The sequence below is a fragment of the Donghicola sp. genome (genome assembly GCF_025210255.1).
GTDB classification, from domain to species: Bacteria; Pseudomonadota; Alphaproteobacteria; order Rhodobacterales; family Rhodobacteraceae; genus Donghicola; species Donghicola eburneus.
Map to the genome: position 1 here is coordinate 116466 of NZ_JAOARZ010000044.1, position 15588 is coordinate 132053.

The following is a 15588-nucleotide window of genomic DNA, read 5'->3' on the forward strand; positions in this document are numbered from 1 at the left end:
GTGCGGTCAGCAGTAGCGCTCTGGCCCGAGGTTCTGCGCTTCGGAGTAGCGATCGCCTGCGGCCCAACCAACGGGCAGGACCTCTTCTATGCGGGCGAAATCGCTGTCGGTCAGCTGCAAATGCGCGCCTTCGACCAGTTGGCGCAGGTGGCCTGTCGAGCGGGTGCCCGGGATGGACAGGATTTGAGGTCCTTGGGCCAAGACCCAGCCGTTGGCGAGGCCAGCCGTACTGACGCCCATTTCCGCCGCGAGCTTGGCAAAGGCGGCCGCGCGTTCAAGATTGCGGTTCAGGTTTTCGCCTGTGAAGCGCGGATTCACCCCAAGGAATGGGTTGCCCGCAGCACGCGCCGCATCGGGCGGGGTGTCAGTGAGCAGCCCACGACCAACCGGCGAAAACGCGACCATCGACGTCCCCATCCGCGCGCATTCCTGATTCATTCCCATCTCTGGCAGCCGCGTCGAAAGCGAATATTCGTTCTGAACCGCATCAACGGGATGCACCGCAGCAGCGTCTCGCAAGGAGTAAGGTGCAATTTCCGAGAAACCGAAGCCTCCGATCTTGCCCTCTTTCTTCAGCGCAACGAGTGTCTCGGTGACCTCTTCGATCGGGATGCTGTGTTGGCGGCGGTGCACGTAGAAGAGATCTACCTGTTCAAGTCCCAATCTTTTGAGGCTGCCTTCGAGTTGGGTGCGCAAGTGCTGCTCTGAGTTATCAAAGCAGCGCTCGCCCGTGTCGGGATTGCTGGTGATGCCCGCCTTGGTCGCAATGACAAAAGGGCTGTCGCCGCCGTTGGCCTTGAGAAACTGGCCGATCACCGTCTCGGACCGCCCCATTCCGTAGATGTTCGAGGTGTCGATGTGGTTGATGCCAAGCTCTAGCGCCAGTTCCATCACCTCGAAGGACTCCGCCTGGTCGGTTGGGCCGTAGAAATCGGAAAAGCTCATGCCGCCTAGGCCAATGCTGGACACCATTTTGCCGGTATGACCTAGGGAGCGACGTTCCATTTCTAATTCCTTTCAAGGCTCGAATTTGCCCTTAACGAATACTCTATCCCGCGCCGGATCAACGGAAAAATGCGCTAGTTCTACTGTGCGGGGACCGGAGCGCGGCGGGGACGACGCGCCGCGATTTCTGACAGCAGCAAGGCGGCAGCTCCGGTACACAGGATCGCACTGCCCATGGGTGTGACCGTGCCAGCGTAAAACGCCGAAGCCGCGAGGGCGACGCCCGTGGCCACGAGACTGGAGAGCGAGGCGATCAGCGATGCCCCCAGCCCCGCGACCTGCCCCAAATCCAACATCGCCATGGCGTTCAAGTTGCCGAACAGGATGCCGATGGCAAAGAACGCCGCAAAGCCGGCACTCAGGAAGAGCCAAAGTGGCGGGTGGCCCTGCGAAACCAGAGCCGCACTCGTCATGGTGGCCCCAGACAGGGTTAGCCCGATGAACCCCGCACGGGCCATCGCATCGGAGCCAAATCGCTGGACCAGTCTGCCATTCAGAAAAGACGCAAGGCCGATGCCCGCAGCCAGTCCCGCGAAGAGGTAGGGGAAACCATGGGTGATCCCATAGACATCCGCGAAGACATCAGCGGCAAGGCTCAGGAACGTGAGTTGCGCGCCAAAGACCAATCCCGTCGCGACGATCAACAGGCTCACTCGGGCACAGCCCAAAATCCGGAACGCATTGCGCCCCAATCGCCGTACCGACAGCGGTACACGGCGCTCGGGCGTCAGGGTTTCGGGGTGGCGCAGCGCCAGCCAGCCGCCAAGCAGCAGAGCGGTGACAAGGTATCCGCCAAAGATCATCCGCCAGCCAAAGCTGCCCGCGATCCATTGCCCGACAGCAGGGGCGACCATAGGCACGAGGATGAAAAGCGTGAACAGAAACGACATAACCCGCGCCATGGCATCGCCTTGATACTGGTCACGGATCATTGCACGCGTCGCGATTTTGGGGCCAGAAACCCCTGCTCCTTGGAGGATACGGCCAAGGATCAGCCATTCCAGCGATCCGGCCCACAGGCATATCAGCGTTCCGCAGCCATACAGCACCAGCCCCCCGACAAGCGCGGGCTTGCGACCCATCGCGTCGGAAATCGGCCCCAAGCAAAGCTCGCCAAAGACCATGCCAAAGATAAACAAAGACACGACATGATGCTGATCAAGCATTGCGGTCGGGGGAAGCTCTGCCTCGATCAGCCGCAGCGCGGGAAGCAACGCATCGATGCTGAGCGCGGTCAGCGAGGTCAGAAGCGCATAGAGGACAAGGCGTTCCCGCCATACAGCTTGGTTCATATGGCGGGTTAGAGCATATGCGCCGCGAAAACCGAACCACTTTCGCTCCGTTCCACGAGCCAGTTTATGCTAGTCCGATGTTGCGGGATTAGCATGCGCCGGCTCTCTAGGGGTCTCTGGCAATGTGGCAGGCGCGTCCTCTGGCTGCGGGATCACAAAGCCCAGATCCCCGATCCGCGTGTCGCGCCCAAAGTCCTTGTACCGCAGCTGACCATTCACGATATACAGGCGCGAGACCCGATAACTGGTCCATGTCATCGGGCGGCCATGGGTGTTCCAACTTTTGGCCAGCTTCAGCAGATGCGTTTCGCCTGTTTCCAGATCCTCGGGAGTGACGGAGGCATCCATCTGCTCTGCTGCAACGGTCAGGTCGACCACGCGCAGAAAATCCGGATCCGCATTCTCCGACAAGTTCTGCAACACGGGCAGCACCTCTTCGGGTGATGTGCGACGATCATCCACGGCATAATAGCAGTAGCCCTCGTAAATCAGACTGCCCCCGCCCACGATCGCAGCACCGATGATTGTCGCTGGCGCGGTCAAGACCGCCGCAACGCCGCCCATGCTGCCCAAGACACCCGTCGTGCCTGTCGCTGCAGCCCCCGCTCCGGCGGCGCCAGCCGCCGTGACTGTGCCGCCGGAGACAACTTGAGTTAGGGTATAAAAGCCCGCAGCCTTGGCCGCAGAGCCAGCCGTTTGCAGTGCCGCTCCAGAGTGCTGTTTGGCCACAGAGGCCCCTGCACCGACAAGCGCGCTTGGGCGGTAGTCACACAGTTCTGCCGCCGCGCTGGAGCCTAGGGCGACCGCGAATAAGGAGCCAAGAAGGATGGGTCTCATGAAAACTCTCAGACAAAGAGAACAGAAGGCCTGCTAACCGGAATCGCGGGATTGGATGTGATCGGCACCGCAGCCAAACTGCCTTTCACGGCCCCTGTCTAATCACAGCCGCGTTAGCTGAATTGCTCGCGATATCGCGCTGACGTGGAAGAACAGGTTATATCCGAATTGCGGCAGACGCGCTGAAACAGCACGACAAATCTCAGTCTTTTATTGCAACGGTCGCCAGACGCAAAGTTGCGAGGCGGCGGACAATTGCCAGTGCACCTCTAGTGATCTGAACTTACAGGACAATCTGCCGAGCCGCGCGCAAGCGGACGCTCAGATACCCCCGATTTCTGCACGCAAAACGGGCAAAACACACCACACGCATTCCGAGCCCTGAGGAACCTCGGCCCGTTGAAAGGGTTGAGGCCCCAACGCGCGGCGACGCCGCAATTGGTTAGGGAGACGTATTTTGAAAACCTTTAAGAATTCGACGGCGCTTGTTCTGGCGCTCAGCATGTCGATCCCCCAGCACGGCATTGCCCAGCAAGAGGCTTTGGATTTGAACGATGTCCCCGACGACATTCGCGAACAGGTCGAAGCCTGCATCGCAGAGACCGGCGACGAAGGACAATGTTACACCGATTTGCTGACCTCACAATTCGAGGCGCTGCAAAACGGTGATCCGGAACAAGCTGCAGAAGCCGAGGCTGAAGAGCAGACCGAACCAACTCAGGCCGCCGAAGTTGAGGCTGAGGCCAACGCAGACGTGAGGGCCGAAAACGAGGCTGAGTCTACTGCTTCGGTCGAAGCCGAAACGCAGACAGAGGTCGCGCCCGAAACAGCGGAAAACGCGCCAGAAGCAGCTGCGGAAGCCGATGCGCAGGGCGTAGCGGAAGCCAACGCGTCAACAGCAGAAGCAGAAGCTGACCCCGCACCCAAAGCCGCCCAGGCCGAGGCTGACGCCCAAAAGGCAGCCAAGGCTGAAAAGAAAGCCAAGAAAAAGAACAAACTGACCAAAGAAGAGCGTCAGGCCCGCAGAGCCCAGAAGCAAGCTGAAGCAGAAGCGGCGCTAGAGCAATCGCTCGCCACCGAAGAAGAGGGCGGCGCGTCGACTGCAGCGGCCTTGGCCGATGCGGACAACGCTGACATGGACGCCGAAGCGACCGAAGAGACCATCACTCAGGTCACGGCCCGCAGCTCGGACGAAGACTTCAACACACGCGTCAGCCAAGATGCCAACAACGATGATGACGAGGCTGATGAAGAGGGCATGACCAACTTCGAGAAAGCCGCACTGGCTGGCCTTGCCGCGCTGGCCGTCGGGTCGATCCTGAAGAACGGCAGCCAAGTGGCATCGAATTCAGGCGACCGCGTTGTGCTGGAACAACCCGACGGCAGCTACCGCGTGATCAAGGATGATGGCGCCCTGCTCCGTCAGCCCGGCACCACGGTTCGTACGCAGACCTACGACGACGGCTCCAGCCGCACCATATCGACCCGCGAGGACGGGACGCAGATCATCACCATTTACGACAGCCAAAAGCGTATCGTCCGCCGAGAGCGGGTCGAGCCAAACGGTGACCGCTATGTGCTGGTCGACGACAGCCGCGAAACCGCGCCCGTCGAGGTGACCGAGCTGCCCGAAGCCGATGTGAACGATAGCATTACCACGGATGATCAGGACGCCCTGCGGGCGGCTCTTGCCCAACAGGCGCAAACCGATCGCAGCTTTAGCCTCAGTCAGATCCGCCAGATTTCGCAGGTGCGTGCACTGGCCCCTTCGGTTGCGGTCGAGAATGTAACCTTTGCCAGCGGGTCGGCAGCAATCCGTCCCGAGCAGGCCGAAGCCCTCTCTGAATTGGGCACCGCGATCCGTGACCGTATTGCCGAAAACCCGCGCGAGATTTTCCTTGTCGAAGGGCATACGGACGCGGTCGGCAATGGCGCGTTTAACTTGGCGCTGTCGGACCGCCGAGCGGAGTCGCTGGCTCTGGCATTGACTGAATACTTTGAGGTACCGCCAGAGAACCTCGTGGTCCAAGGGTATGGCGAAGAGTATCTGAAGGTCGAAACCCTAGAGGCCGAAGAGCGCAACCGCCGCGCGACTGTTCGCCGGATCACGGATCTGCTGCGCACGGCACAAGCCGACTAAGCTGGCTGCCCCCGGAATTTCTAGGGGCACCACCGATACCTATGAAATCCCATTGATGGTCCTCCTCTCATTGTTCTAGGCTCCGCGTGAAATGAGGAGGAGTCATCATGAGCGAGCAATCTTTGGGATTCGGCACTCTCGCCGTCCACGCGGGCACAGAGCCTGATCCGGCCACCGGCGCACGCCAAGTTCCCATCTACCAATCCACATCCTATGTCTTTCGCGACGCAGAGCACGCAGCGCGTCTCTTCAACCTAGAAGAAGTCGGCTACATCTACTCGCGCCTGACCAACCCGACCGTGTCGGCGCTGGCCAACCGCGTCGCAGCGCTCGAGGGCGGCGCAGGTGCGATTTGCTGCTCGTCGGGGCATGCTGCACAGATTATGGCACTGTTTCCGCTGATGGGTCCGGGCTGCAATGTGGTCGCGTCCTCGCGCCTGTACGGCGGCACGATCACCCAGTTCAGCCAGACGATCAAACGCTTTGGCTGGTCGGCCACTTTCGTGGACACCAACGATCTGGATGCCATCAAGGCGGCCATCAACGAAGACACCCGCGCCCTGTTCTGCGAGACCATCGCAAACCCCGGCGGGTATGTGACCGATCTGGACGCGATGGCGAAAATCGCGGACGAGGCTGGCATTCCCCTGATCGTCGACAACACCACAGCGACACCCTACCTCTGCCGCCCCATCGACCATGGCGCGACGTTGGTGGTGCACTCGGCCACCAAATACATGACCGGCAACGGCACAGTGACCGGCGGCGTGGTCGTGGACTCAGGAAAATTCGACTGGTCCGCATCGGACAAATTCCCCTCGCTCTCCGCGCCCGAGCCTGCCTACCACGGCCTGAAGTTCCACGAGGCGCTGGGGCCGATGGCGTTCACATTCCACTCGATTGCCGTGGGTCTGCGCGATCTGGGCATGACTATGAACCCGCAGGGCGCGCACTACACGCTGATGGGCATCGAAACGCTGGGTCTGCGGATGCAGCGCCACATCGAAAACGCCAAGGCCGTGGCAGAATGGCTGGAAAAAGATCCTCGCGTCGAAGGCGTGACCTTTGCTGGCCTGCCGTCCTCGCCCTCGTATGAAAAGGCGCAGCGGATCGTGCCCAAAGGCGCAGGCGCACTGTTCACCGTGGCGGTCAAAGGCGGCTATGACGCCTGCGTCAAGCTGGTGGATAGCCTGAACCTGTTCAGCCACGTGGCGAACCTTGGGGATACGCGCAGCCTGATCATCCATCCGGCATCGACCACCCACCGCCAGCTGGAAGAAGAGCAACAGATCAAAGCGGGCGCGGCCCCGAATGTGGTCCGCATCTCGATCGGGATCGAAGAGGTCGAGGACATTATCGCCGATCTGGATCAGGGTCTGGCCAAAGCAACGGCCTGATCCCTGCCCTGACGCAAAAGAAGCGCGGCCCCGATTGAGACCGCGCTTCTTTTGTTACCACCGGTGGGACGTTATCCCAGAACCTTTGCGACGGCTTTAGCGGTCTTCTCGGCCACCTCGTCCGCCTCGGCCTGTGCCAGGCAGAACGGCGGCGCAAAGCCAAGGATATCGCCCTGCGGCATCGCGCGGCCGATCACGCCCTGCTCCAGCAGCGCTGCAGCAACGCCGGGCCCGACTTTCTCTGATGCATCAAAGAAGGTGCGGCTGTCGCGGTCTGCGACGAACTCGATCGCGGCCATCATGCCCTCGCCGCGGATTTCGCCGACATTTGCATGCTCGGACAGAGCATTCCGCAGAGCCGCCTGGAAGTAAGCGCCATTCTCACCTGCCGCCTGCACAAGGTTCAGCTCGTCGATCAGCTTTAGGTTGGCGACACCCGCCGCTGCGCCAATGGGGTGCGCCGAGTAGGTCCAGCCGTGGCCGATGGGGCCGTTTTCGTCGGTGCCCTGCTCCAGCACTTTCCACATCTTGTCGCTGACGATCGAACCAGACAGCGGCGCGTAGGCCGAGGTCAGACCCTTGGCGATGGTGATCAGGTCAGGCTTCAGATCGTAGTGAAGCGAGCCGAACATGCTGCCCAAACGGCCAAAACCGGTGACGACCTCATCCGCGATCAGCAGGATGTCATGCTTTTGCAGGATCGGCTGGATCGCCTCCCAATAGCCTGCGGGCGGGGGCACGATGCCGCCGGTGCCCAGAACAGGCTCGCCGATAAAGGCCGCGATGGTGTCCGCGCCCTCGCGCTCGATCAGCGCCTCCAGTTCGGCAGCGCAATGGGCCACGAACTGCTCTTCGGTCATCGAAACATCGTTGCGTCGATAGTAATACGGCGCCTCGGTGTGGATGACTTGGGTCAGCGGCAGGTCGAACTTCTTGTGGAACAGTTCCAGACCCGTCAGCGAGCCAGTCATCAGACCCGACCCGTGGTAGCCGCGCCAACGCGAGATGATCTTCTTCTTCTCGGGGCGGCCAAGGATGTTGTTGTAGTACCAGACCAGCTTGATGTTGGTCTCGTTCGCATCAGAGCCGGACATGCCGAAGTACACCTTGGACATGTGGTCGGGCGCGCGGTCCAGAACCATTTTGGCCAGAGTGATGCTGGCTTCGGTCCCGTGGCCCACATACGAGTGGTAATAGGCCAATTCGCGCGCCTGATCGGCAATCGCATCAGCGATATCCGTGCGACCATAGCCCACGTTCACGCAGTACAGGCCCGCAAAAGCGTCCAGCAGTTTGGTGCCGTCACGGTCCTCGATATGGCAGCCGGTTGCAGTTTTGATCACGCGCTGGGGCGCCTCGCCTCGGGCAAACTGGCCCAGATGGGTCGAGGGATGGAAGAAGTTTTCGCGATCCCACTGTTCGAGCATATCGTTTCTTAGCATAGGTCCTCTCCTGTCAGCCCCAATCGCGGCAGACGTATTTAATGTCAGTGAATGCTTCGAGGCCTTGGCGCGCACCTTCGCGCCCCAGACCGGATTGTTTGACCCCGCCAAAAGGGATCGGCGCGCCCGTCACCTTGGTCCGGTTGACCGCCACCATGCCAAATTGCAGGGCGCGGGTCAGGCGGTAGATGCGGCGCGGGTCAAGACTGTGCACATAAGCGACCAGCCCGTATTCCGTGGCATTGGCGCGCTGGATCACCTCTTCTTCAGTGTCAAAGGCGGTGACCGGCGCCACGGGGCCGAAGTTCTCTTCGCTCATGATCGCTGCGGTGTCGGGCACATCGGCCAGCACCGTCGGCTGGAAAAACAGCGGGCCAAGGCTCTCGTCCACAGCGCCGCCGGTCAGCACTTTGGCACCGTTGGCAAGTGCATCGGTGACTTGCTCGACCTGCTTCTGGATCGCCTTTTCGTTGATTAACGGTCCGATATCGGGGTCGTTCTGCCCGCTGCCCATGGTCAGGGCTTGGACCGCTTGGGTGAAACGTGCGCAAAACTCTGCGTAAACCTCGCGCTGCACGTATATGCGGTTGGCCCCTAGGCAATCCTGACCAGAGGTCGCGAACTTGGCTTTGACAGCTTCAGTGACCGCGCGGTCCAGATCAGCGTCATCAAAGACGATGAACGGCGCGTGGCCGCCCAATTCCAGCACCAGACGTTTCACCGTATCTGCGGACTGGCGATAGAGCAGTTTGCCGACTTCGGTTGACCCAGTAAAAGACAGCGCCCGCACCCGTGCGTCGGCGGTCCACTCACCCACTATGGTCGCGGCGTCGCCCACTACAGTGCTCATGACCCCAACGGGGAAGCCTGCGCGGCGGGCCAGTTCCGCCAGAGCTAACGCGGACAGCGGCGTTTCGGCAGAGGGGTGGATGATGACCGTGCAGCCCGCAGCCAAAGCGGCGGCGGCTTTGCGGGTGATCATCGCGCTGGGGAAGTTCCACGGCGTAATCAGCGCGGCCACGCCCACGGGTTCGCGCCACAGCTCCATCTCTGCGTCGGGCAGATGGCTGGTGACGCCCTCGATATTCGGGCGCAGGGCCTCTTCGGCATAGAACCGGACAAAGCTAGCAGCGTAGTCAATCTCGCCCCGCGCTTCGCTGATCGGTTTGCCCTGCTCGGCGACCATGATCTGGGCCAAATCCTCTTTGGCATCGAGGATCAGGTCGTGCCAACGGTGCAGCAAGGTGGCGCGATCTTGCGGCAGCATCCCCGCCCAATCGCCAAAAGCCTCATCGGCGGCATCCACGGCAGCACGGGCCCCAGTGGCGTCGCTTAGAGCGACCTGCGCCACAAGATCACCTGTGGCGGGGTCGCGGACGGCCAGCCGCCCCTGCCCTGCGAAATCTCCGTTCCCGCGCAGGAGGGCCGCGTCAGTAATCCATGGCGTCAAACGCTTCGACATCTCGGTCATGGCTGTGGTCTCCTTTCACCACCACCCTAGACCGCCCCAGAGAGAGGTTTTCGCTGTTCTAAGTGAAAACGGCAGAGAGGTTCTCTTTTCCCGCGGCCTTGGCCAGAGGAAATCTCTAGTCCCCGCGCAAGAGTCCCATAGCTGGCGGATCGGCCTTGATGGGCTTGGTCACGATATAGCTGTAGTAGCGGCGCACACCCGCGCGGCTTTCCAGCAGACCGTCCATAAGCTCTTGGAAAGTGGCGACATCTGTCGTGACCAGCTGCATCAGGTAGTCATAGCCGCCACCGATCGCCCAACAGCCCGTCACTGCGTCCATCCGGCCCACAGTGCGTTCGAACAGTTGAAAACTCTCTGCCTTGTGGCTTTCGAGCTCGACCGTGACAAAGACCTGCACGTGTGGGCCCAACGCCTCTAGGTCGATTTCGGCGCGGTAGCCACGGATCAGGCCCGCCTTTTCCAGACGCTTCATCCGTTCCCAGCATGGCGTCGGCGACAGGTTCACCCGCGCCGCCAATTCGGTTTTGGCGATCCGGCCCTCTCGGCTGAGGGTGGCTAGAATGGCGATATCACGGTCATCAAGGCGGGTGCGATCCATGCACAGGTTGTTCCGCGAGGCGCAAGGATTTGTCAATCCAAGACATAATCTGTCCTTCCGTATGGGCGGGCCCAGAATTTTCATCTCTCCCACTTGCCGAGCGTTCATGAGATTGACAGGATCGCGCTATCGCATGACCGGCGGGCCGATTTGGTCCCGACCGAGACCAAGCCCGACCGCCTGACCCGATCAGGCAAGGCCACCTTGGGACACCTCTGGCGCGATGCCCCGCCCTGTTTTTGGCTCTGCCAAAACGCAGGTCGGCACGACTTGAACGAAAGGCCTACATGAACAAACTGCAACGAACACCAGAGCGGTACACCACCGAAGAGTACCGCGCGCGGCTGGTCAAAATCCGCGCCAAGATGGAAAAGCAAGGGCTCGATATGCTGATTATCAGCGACCCTTCGAACATGTCTTGGGTGTCTGGCTATGGGGGCTGGTCCTTCTATGTGCACCAGTGCGTTGTTATCGGGCCCACGGGTGATCCGGTCTGGTTTGGCCGCTCTCAGGACGCCCAGGGCGCCTATCGCACGGTCTGGGTTAGCCGCGACAACGTCATCGGCTATCCAGACCATTACGTGCAGTCGACGGAAATCCACCCGATGGAATACCTGTGCGACCGCCTGACCGATATGGGCTGGGACAAGGGCACCATCGGCGTCGAGATGGACAACTACTGGTTCTCGGCCCGCGCCTTCGAGCGTCTGCAAAACGGCCTTCCCAACGCGAAATTCAAGGACTCGACCGGCTTCATCAACTGGGAGCGGGCGGTCAAATCCGAGAAAGAGCTGGAATACATGCGCCAAGCCGCCCGCATCGTCGAGCGGATGCACCATCGCATTGCCGACAAGATTGAGGTCGGCGTGCGCAAGTGTGATCTCGTGGCGGAAATCTACGATGCAGGCCTGCGCTATGACGAATGGTACGGCCATGGCGGCGACTATCCCGCAATTGTGCCGCTGCTGCCATCGGGCCCTGACGCCGCCGCCCCGCACCTGACGTGGGACGATCTGCCCATGAAAGAGAACGAAGGCACGTTCTTTGAAATCGCGGGCTGCTATCAGCGCTACCACGTGCCCCTATCGCGGACGATCTTCCTTGGTAAACCGCCGCAAGAGATCATCGAAGCGGAAAAGGCCGTGCTCGAGGGCATGGACGCCGGCCTAGAGGCTGCGCGGGCAGGCAATACTTGTCACGACATCGCGGACGCATTCTTCAAGTCTTTGGAGAAGCGCGGGATCGTCAAGGACAACCGCTGTGGCTACTCCATCGGTCTGAGCTACCCGCCGGATTGGGGCGAGCGCACCATGTCCCTGCGCCGCGGAGACATGACCGAGTTGCAGCCTGGGATGACTTTCCATTTCATGACGGGCCTTTGGATGGAGACTTGGGGCTACGAGACCACAGAGTCCATCGCCATCACCGACGGCGCGCCCGAAGTCTTTTGTGACCTGCCACGCAAAATGCTGGTGAAGAGCTAAGCCAAGTCAAACAGCGGCCCGAGGTATCCCCTCGGGCCACTATTTTAGCTGACAGATAGAACCGGACCTTCGAGCAGCTGCATCAAATCGCCGAAATAGCCCCCCGATCGCGCGGGCTGCATGGGGTCCGATGTGATTGCGACTGCCAAGTCCCGCTCGGGATGGGCCGCGATGATCTGGCCGCCGTATCCGCGGCCAAGGATGTAGCCGGAGTCAGACAAGAACCACCCGTATCCATAGGCCAAGCCCGACCACGGCGAACGGGCGCGCGGCTTTACCGACTCCGCGATCCAGCGTTCAGAAATCACCTGGGTGCCGTCGTACATGCCGCGATCCCGCACCATCGCTGCGATTTTCAGCATATCACGCGGGCGCAAGGCCATCTCGTTTCCGCCCATGTAGTAACCTTGTGGATCGCGGGTCCACGGCGGTATCTCGATCCCCATCGGACGTCCAAGCCGGTCACGCGCCAAGGACAGCAAACTCTGCCCCGTTGCTTCGGCCAAAGCGGCGCCCAGAATGTGGGTCGATCCGGTTGAATACAGCATGCGCCCGCCTGGCTCTGCGACCATCGGTCGGCTCAGAGCGTCGGCGAGCCAGTTTCGTGAACTGACCCACGCCCCGTAATTGCCGCCGGACGTCCGTTCCAGCCCCGCACGCAGGGTAACCAGATCCTCCATCGTGATCTCATCCGCACCGTCGGTGGCGTTTGCTGGCAAAATACTTGGAGCCACCTGCCCCAATGTGGCGTTGACGGACGGAATGTCCCCTTGATCAATGGCAGAGCCCAATAGCAACGCCACAATGCTCTTGGAACAGGATTTGATGTTGGCCGCGCGGTCCAGCCCCGGCCCGCGCGGAGCGGCGGCATAAATCACCTCGTCCCCCTGCTGGACCTGAAGGGAATGCAACTGGGACAGCCCAGAGATCGCAGCATCCAGCCCCCCAGATTGCGCGCGGATCAAAGACGGGGCTGCCACAGCCGCAGCGGCGGAAATCATGAAAAAACGTCGGTGTATCATGACGCTTAGGTTGCCTGCCCCGGCGCGCCTGTCCACAAACGTCGGTTCACAACGCCGTGGGCGCGGTCAATCGCCCTCGACCGGCAGGGCAAAGCCCGTTTTCACGCGGTCCATCACAGCACTTGTCCGAAATTTCAGCACATTCTCGTTGGCAAAGAAATACTGCCGTGTAAACGCCTCGTAATCCGCCATGTCTTTGGCGGACAGGATCAGCACGAAATCCTCGGCCCCAGTGACGTAGTAGCACTGCATGACCTCTGGTGCGGCTTGCATCAGCTCTTTGAAGCGGTCGATATCGGCCATCCGCTCGTTTTGCAGAGACACCTCGACAATCAGCAAAAGGCCCCGTCCGACAGCCTCTGGCGATAGAACCGCGATTTCTGCCTCTATCACGCCAGAAGCGCGAAGTTTGGCCAGACGTTTCCGGCAGGCATCCGGTGACAGGCCCACAGTTTCTGACAGCGCCTCGGCGGTTAGGCGGGCATTGGTTTGCAGGGCATTCAGGATGTGTGCGTCGAATCTGTCCATAGCTGCAGGATGTCTGAATATCGGCCACTGACGAAGCCCAATTCGCAGCGTGATCCCTATTTCGGACCAAACCCGATAAATCACGCCGAAAATCGGCCCAAGGCACCCGAATTGATCCGGCGACATGAGCGCCATTTCCGATAGTCTGAGGTCAAAACCAAGTCCCGGAGGTCCGAGCATGCCCATCACTTTCGCCAATCCATACCGCGGCACGGGGCTCGCTCTGGACGCGCCGATGCCCTGCGATGACGCGAGCGGCGTTGCGGCCTTGCTGCGTCGGTGCCCTGCCCACGCCGAAACGCCGCTCTTGTCCTTGCCCGCAATCGCCAAAGCCGCTGGCGTTGCCGAGGTCTACGCCAAGGACGAGCGCGAGCGCATGGGTCTGGGAAGTTTCAAGGCACTGGGGGCCGCCCACGCCATCGCCCGAGAGGCCGCTGCCGCCGGTAGGGACATTGCTACCGCACTCTCGGGTCGCACGTACGTCACGGCCAGCGCGGGCAATCACGGGCTGTCTGTGGCCGCAGGTGCCGCGCTTTTTGGCGCGCAGGCAGTGGTGTATCTGTCAAAAACCGTACCCGCCGCATTTGCAGGGCGATTGAAGGACAAGGGCGCGCGCGTGGTGATTGAAGGCGACGATTACGAAGCCAGCATGACCGCTGCCGCACATGCTGCCAAAGAGAACGGCTGGACCCTTCTGTCCGACAGTTCTTGGCCTGGCTACATGGACCTGCCCTACCGCGTGATGGAAGGCTACCTGATGCTGGCCGAAGAGACCGTGGCGCAAATGCCCGCCCCGCCGACACACATTCTGCTGCAAGCAGGCGTGGGGGGCTTGGCTGCTGCCGCCGCTGCCCTGTTACGGGCCAAATGGGCGGAGCTGCCGCACATCATCGTGGTCGAGCCCGACGCCGCCCCTGCTTTGGTCGAGAGCGTCAAGAACGGCAGAGTCGTCGACACCTCGGGGCCCGTGTCCGCCATGGGGCGGCTCGATTGCAAAACCCCGTCAATGATCGCGCTAAATGGCCTGTCGCGCGATGCCGATACCTTTGCCACCATCACCGAGGACGAGGCCGCGCAAGGAATCACGGCTCTGGCAGCGATGGGGGTCGCGACATCTCCGTCTGGCGGCGCAGGTCTGGCCGCTTTGCTGGCTGGGTTGGAAATCGGCCCTGACGCGCGCGTGCTCGCGATCCTTAGCGAAGGGCCTGCCGATGACTGAAAGGTCCATGATCTTTCCAGCTGCCGAGTATCGCACGCGTGTCCAGAACCTGCAGACCCGCATGGCGCAGGATGGGTTGGATGCGCTGCTCCTGACCACACCAGCGGACGTGTTCTACGTCACCGGTTTCTTGACCCGTTTCTGGGAGAGCCCCGCGCGGCCGTGGTTCATCATCGTACCTGCAGAAGGCGACCCCGTGGCCGTCATTCCGGCGATCGGAGCAGACCTGATGGGGCGGACATGGCTGCAGAACATCATCACGTGGGATGCGCCCCACCCCGAGGATGATGGCGTGAGCCTGCTGGCCCAGACCTTGTGTGACCTGACGGCCGTTGATGCACGGATCGGCGTGCCGATGGGGCTGGAAACGCATCTGCGGATGCCGCTCTCCGACTATGACCGTGTGTCCGGCCGCATTGCGCCCCGCCGTTTCGCGGATGGGACAGCAACCGTCCAGCGGGTCAGAGAGATCAAGTCCGCCGCCGAAGTCGTCAAAATCCAAGAGATCTGCGCAATCGCAGGCCGCGCCTATGATCGCGTGCCCGAGTTTGCCCATGTGGGTCGCCCGTTGGACGCTGTGTTCCGCGACTTTCAAATCGCGCTCCTGCAAGAGGGCGCCGATTGGGTCAGCTACGTGGCGGGCGGTGCAGGTCCGGACGGCTACGGCGACGTAATCTCGCCTGCGCCGCCCACGCCCCTCGCCGCGGGTGATGTTCTGATGCTGGACACGGGTGCTGTGCGCGACGGCTACTTCTGCGATTTTGATCGAAACTACGCTGTCAGGAGAGCGTCCGATGCCGCGCGCCGCGTGCAGGACGCCCTCTGGCGCACGACCGAAGATGTCCTGACCCGCTTGCGCCCTGGCATGCTGGCCTGCGATGTCCACGCGCTCTTTGCACAGGGATTGACCGCCCAAGGCGTTACCCCAGGCGGGGGACGTCTGGGTCATGGCCTTGGGATCACGTTGACGGAATGGCCGTCCTTCACCCCGCTCGACACCACACCGTTGCGGGCGGGCATGGTCCTGACTCTCGAACCAGGCGCGCAAGTCTCGGACGGCACCTACATTGTGCACGAAGAAAACATACATCTGACCGACGCAGGCGCGGTCCTGCTGTCTCCTCGCGCCCCGCGCACTCTGCCGGAGATCTAG

At 61.4% G+C, this 15588-nt stretch carries 13 protein-coding genes; 5 read left to right on the top strand and 8 right to left on the bottom strand.

Annotated features, from left to right (window positions below; translation table 11 throughout):
- Positions 1–6 precede the first annotated feature (6 nt).
- The 3 genes from N4A58_RS20465 to N4A58_RS20475 all read right to left on the bottom strand — a co-directional run bounded on the left by N4A58_RS20465 (position 7) and on the right by N4A58_RS20475 (position 3134).
- Complete coding sequence (locus N4A58_RS20465; RefSeq protein ID WP_293713214.1) at positions 7–1005, bottom strand: aldo/keto reductase; 999 nt, start codon at positions 1003–1005, stop codon at positions 7–9.
- Between the two features lie 80 nt (positions 1006–1085).
- A complete protein-coding gene (locus tag N4A58_RS20470; protein ID WP_293713216.1) occupies positions 1086–2297 on the bottom strand; it encodes a multidrug effflux MFS transporter in 1212 nt (403 codons plus the stop codon).
- A gap of 69 nt (positions 2298–2366) precedes the next feature.
- Positions 2367–3134 carry a hypothetical protein gene (locus N4A58_RS20475; RefSeq protein ID WP_293713218.1) on the bottom strand — a complete coding sequence of 256 codons (768 nt, stop codon included), beginning with the start codon at positions 3132–3134 and terminating at the stop codon, positions 2367–2369.
- Between the two features lie 457 nt (positions 3135–3591).
- On the opposite strand from N4A58_RS20475, the gene N4A58_RS20480 reads away from it, so the two are divergent.
- The gene (locus N4A58_RS20480; protein ID WP_293713219.1) at positions 3592–5274 is read left to right on the top strand and encodes an OmpA family protein; all 1683 of its coding nucleotides are present in this window, start codon (positions 3592–3594) and stop codon (positions 5272–5274) included.
- Between the two features lie 107 nt (positions 5275–5381).
- Positions 5382–6671: an O-acetylhomoserine aminocarboxypropyltransferase/cysteine synthase family protein gene (locus tag N4A58_RS20485; protein WP_293713221.1), complete on the top strand. Its 1290-nt coding sequence runs from the start codon at positions 5382–5384 to the stop codon at positions 6669–6671.
- 71 nt (positions 6672–6742) lie between these two features.
- Here the strand turns inward: N4A58_RS20485 and N4A58_RS20490 are convergent, their stop codons facing one another.
- From N4A58_RS20490 to N4A58_RS20500, 3 genes are all read right to left on the bottom strand, one after another.
- Positions 6743–8113 (bottom strand): aspartate aminotransferase family protein, encoded by a 1371-nt coding sequence (locus tag N4A58_RS20490; RefSeq protein WP_293713222.1) that lies wholly within the window; start codon positions 8111–8113, stop codon positions 6743–6745.
- A 13-nt stretch (positions 8114–8126) separates the two neighbouring features.
- Positions 8127–9584, bottom strand: a complete 1458-nt coding sequence (locus N4A58_RS20495) for an NAD-dependent succinate-semialdehyde dehydrogenase (protein WP_293713224.1) — start codon at positions 9582–9584, stop codon at positions 8127–8129.
- Positions 9585–9699: 115 nt separating this feature from the next.
- On the bottom strand, positions 9700–10182 hold the full coding sequence (locus N4A58_RS20500) for an Lrp/AsnC family transcriptional regulator (RefSeq protein WP_293713226.1): 483 nt from the start codon (positions 10180–10182) through the stop codon (positions 9700–9702).
- A gap of 287 nt (positions 10183–10469) precedes the next feature.
- On the opposite strand from N4A58_RS20500, the gene doeA reads away from it, so the two are divergent.
- Positions 10470–11666, top strand: coding sequence for an ectoine hydrolase DoeA (gene doeA, locus N4A58_RS20505; protein ID WP_293713228.1), 1197 nt, complete (start codon positions 10470–10472; stop codon positions 11664–11666).
- Between the two features lie 44 nt (positions 11667–11710).
- On the opposite strand, the gene N4A58_RS20510 is transcribed toward doeA, so the two are convergent.
- Together N4A58_RS20510 and N4A58_RS20515 are read right to left on the bottom strand one after the other, a co-directional pair.
- Positions 11711–12688, bottom strand: coding sequence for a serine hydrolase (locus tag N4A58_RS20510; protein WP_293713229.1), 978 nt, complete (start codon positions 12686–12688; stop codon positions 11711–11713).
- Between the two features lie 66 nt (positions 12689–12754).
- Positions 12755–13216, bottom strand: a complete 462-nt coding sequence (locus N4A58_RS20515) for an Lrp/AsnC family transcriptional regulator (RefSeq protein WP_293713231.1) — start codon at positions 13214–13216, stop codon at positions 12755–12757.
- Positions 13217–13394: 178 nt separating this feature from the next.
- Between N4A58_RS20515 and N4A58_RS20520 the strand changes: the two genes are divergently transcribed.
- Together N4A58_RS20520 and N4A58_RS20525 are read left to right on the top strand one after the other, a co-directional pair.
- Positions 13395–14435: a pyridoxal-phosphate dependent enzyme gene (locus N4A58_RS20520; RefSeq protein WP_293713233.1), complete on the top strand. Its 1041-nt coding sequence runs from the start codon at positions 13395–13397 to the stop codon at positions 14433–14435.
- Positions 14428–15588 carry a Xaa-Pro peptidase family protein gene (locus N4A58_RS20525; protein ID WP_293713235.1) on the top strand — a complete coding sequence of 387 codons (1161 nt, stop codon included), beginning with the start codon at positions 14428–14430 and terminating at the stop codon, positions 15586–15588. Before N4A58_RS20520 ends, N4A58_RS20525 begins: the two co-directional genes overlap by 8 nt.

Excerpts from the sequence above, each read along its gene's own strand:
- N4A58_RS20485 (WP_293713221.1), top strand. The coding sequence starts at position 5,382 with ATGAGCGAGCAATCTTTGGGATTCGGCACTCTCGCCGTCCACGCGGGC.
- N4A58_RS20520 (WP_293713233.1), top strand. The coding sequence starts at position 13,395 with ATGCCCATCACTTTCGCCAATCCATACCGCGGCACGGGGCTCGCTCTG.
- N4A58_RS20470 (WP_293713216.1), bottom strand. The coding sequence starts at position 2,297 with ATGAACCAAGCTGTATGGCGGGAACGCCTTGTCCTCTATGCGCTTCTG.
- N4A58_RS20490 (WP_293713222.1), bottom strand. The coding sequence starts at position 8,113 with ATGCTAAGAAACGATATGCTCGAACAGTGGGATCGCGAAAACTTCTTC.
- N4A58_RS20465 (WP_293713214.1), bottom strand. The coding sequence starts at position 1,005 with ATGGAACGTCGCTCCCTAGGTCATACCGGCAAAATGGTGTCCAGCATT.
- doeA (WP_293713228.1), top strand. The coding sequence starts at position 10,470 with ATGAACAAACTGCAACGAACACCAGAGCGGTACACCACCGAAGAGTAC.
- N4A58_RS20500 (WP_293713226.1), bottom strand. The coding sequence starts at position 10,182 with ATGGATCGCACCCGCCTTGATGACCGTGATATCGCCATTCTAGCCACC.
- N4A58_RS20510 (WP_293713229.1), bottom strand. The coding sequence starts at position 12,688 with ATGATACACCGACGTTTTTTCATGATTTCCGCCGCTGCGGCTGTGGCA.
- N4A58_RS20475 (WP_293713218.1), bottom strand. The coding sequence starts at position 3,134 with ATGAGACCCATCCTTCTTGGCTCCTTATTCGCGGTCGCCCTAGGCTCC.
- N4A58_RS20515 (WP_293713231.1), bottom strand. The coding sequence starts at position 13,216 with ATGGACAGATTCGACGCACACATCCTGAATGCCCTGCAAACCAATGCC.
- N4A58_RS20495 (WP_293713224.1), bottom strand. The coding sequence starts at position 9,584 with ATGACCGAGATGTCGAAGCGTTTGACGCCATGGATTACTGACGCGGCC.
- N4A58_RS20525 (WP_293713235.1), top strand. The coding sequence starts at position 14,428 with ATGACTGAAAGGTCCATGATCTTTCCAGCTGCCGAGTATCGCACGCGT.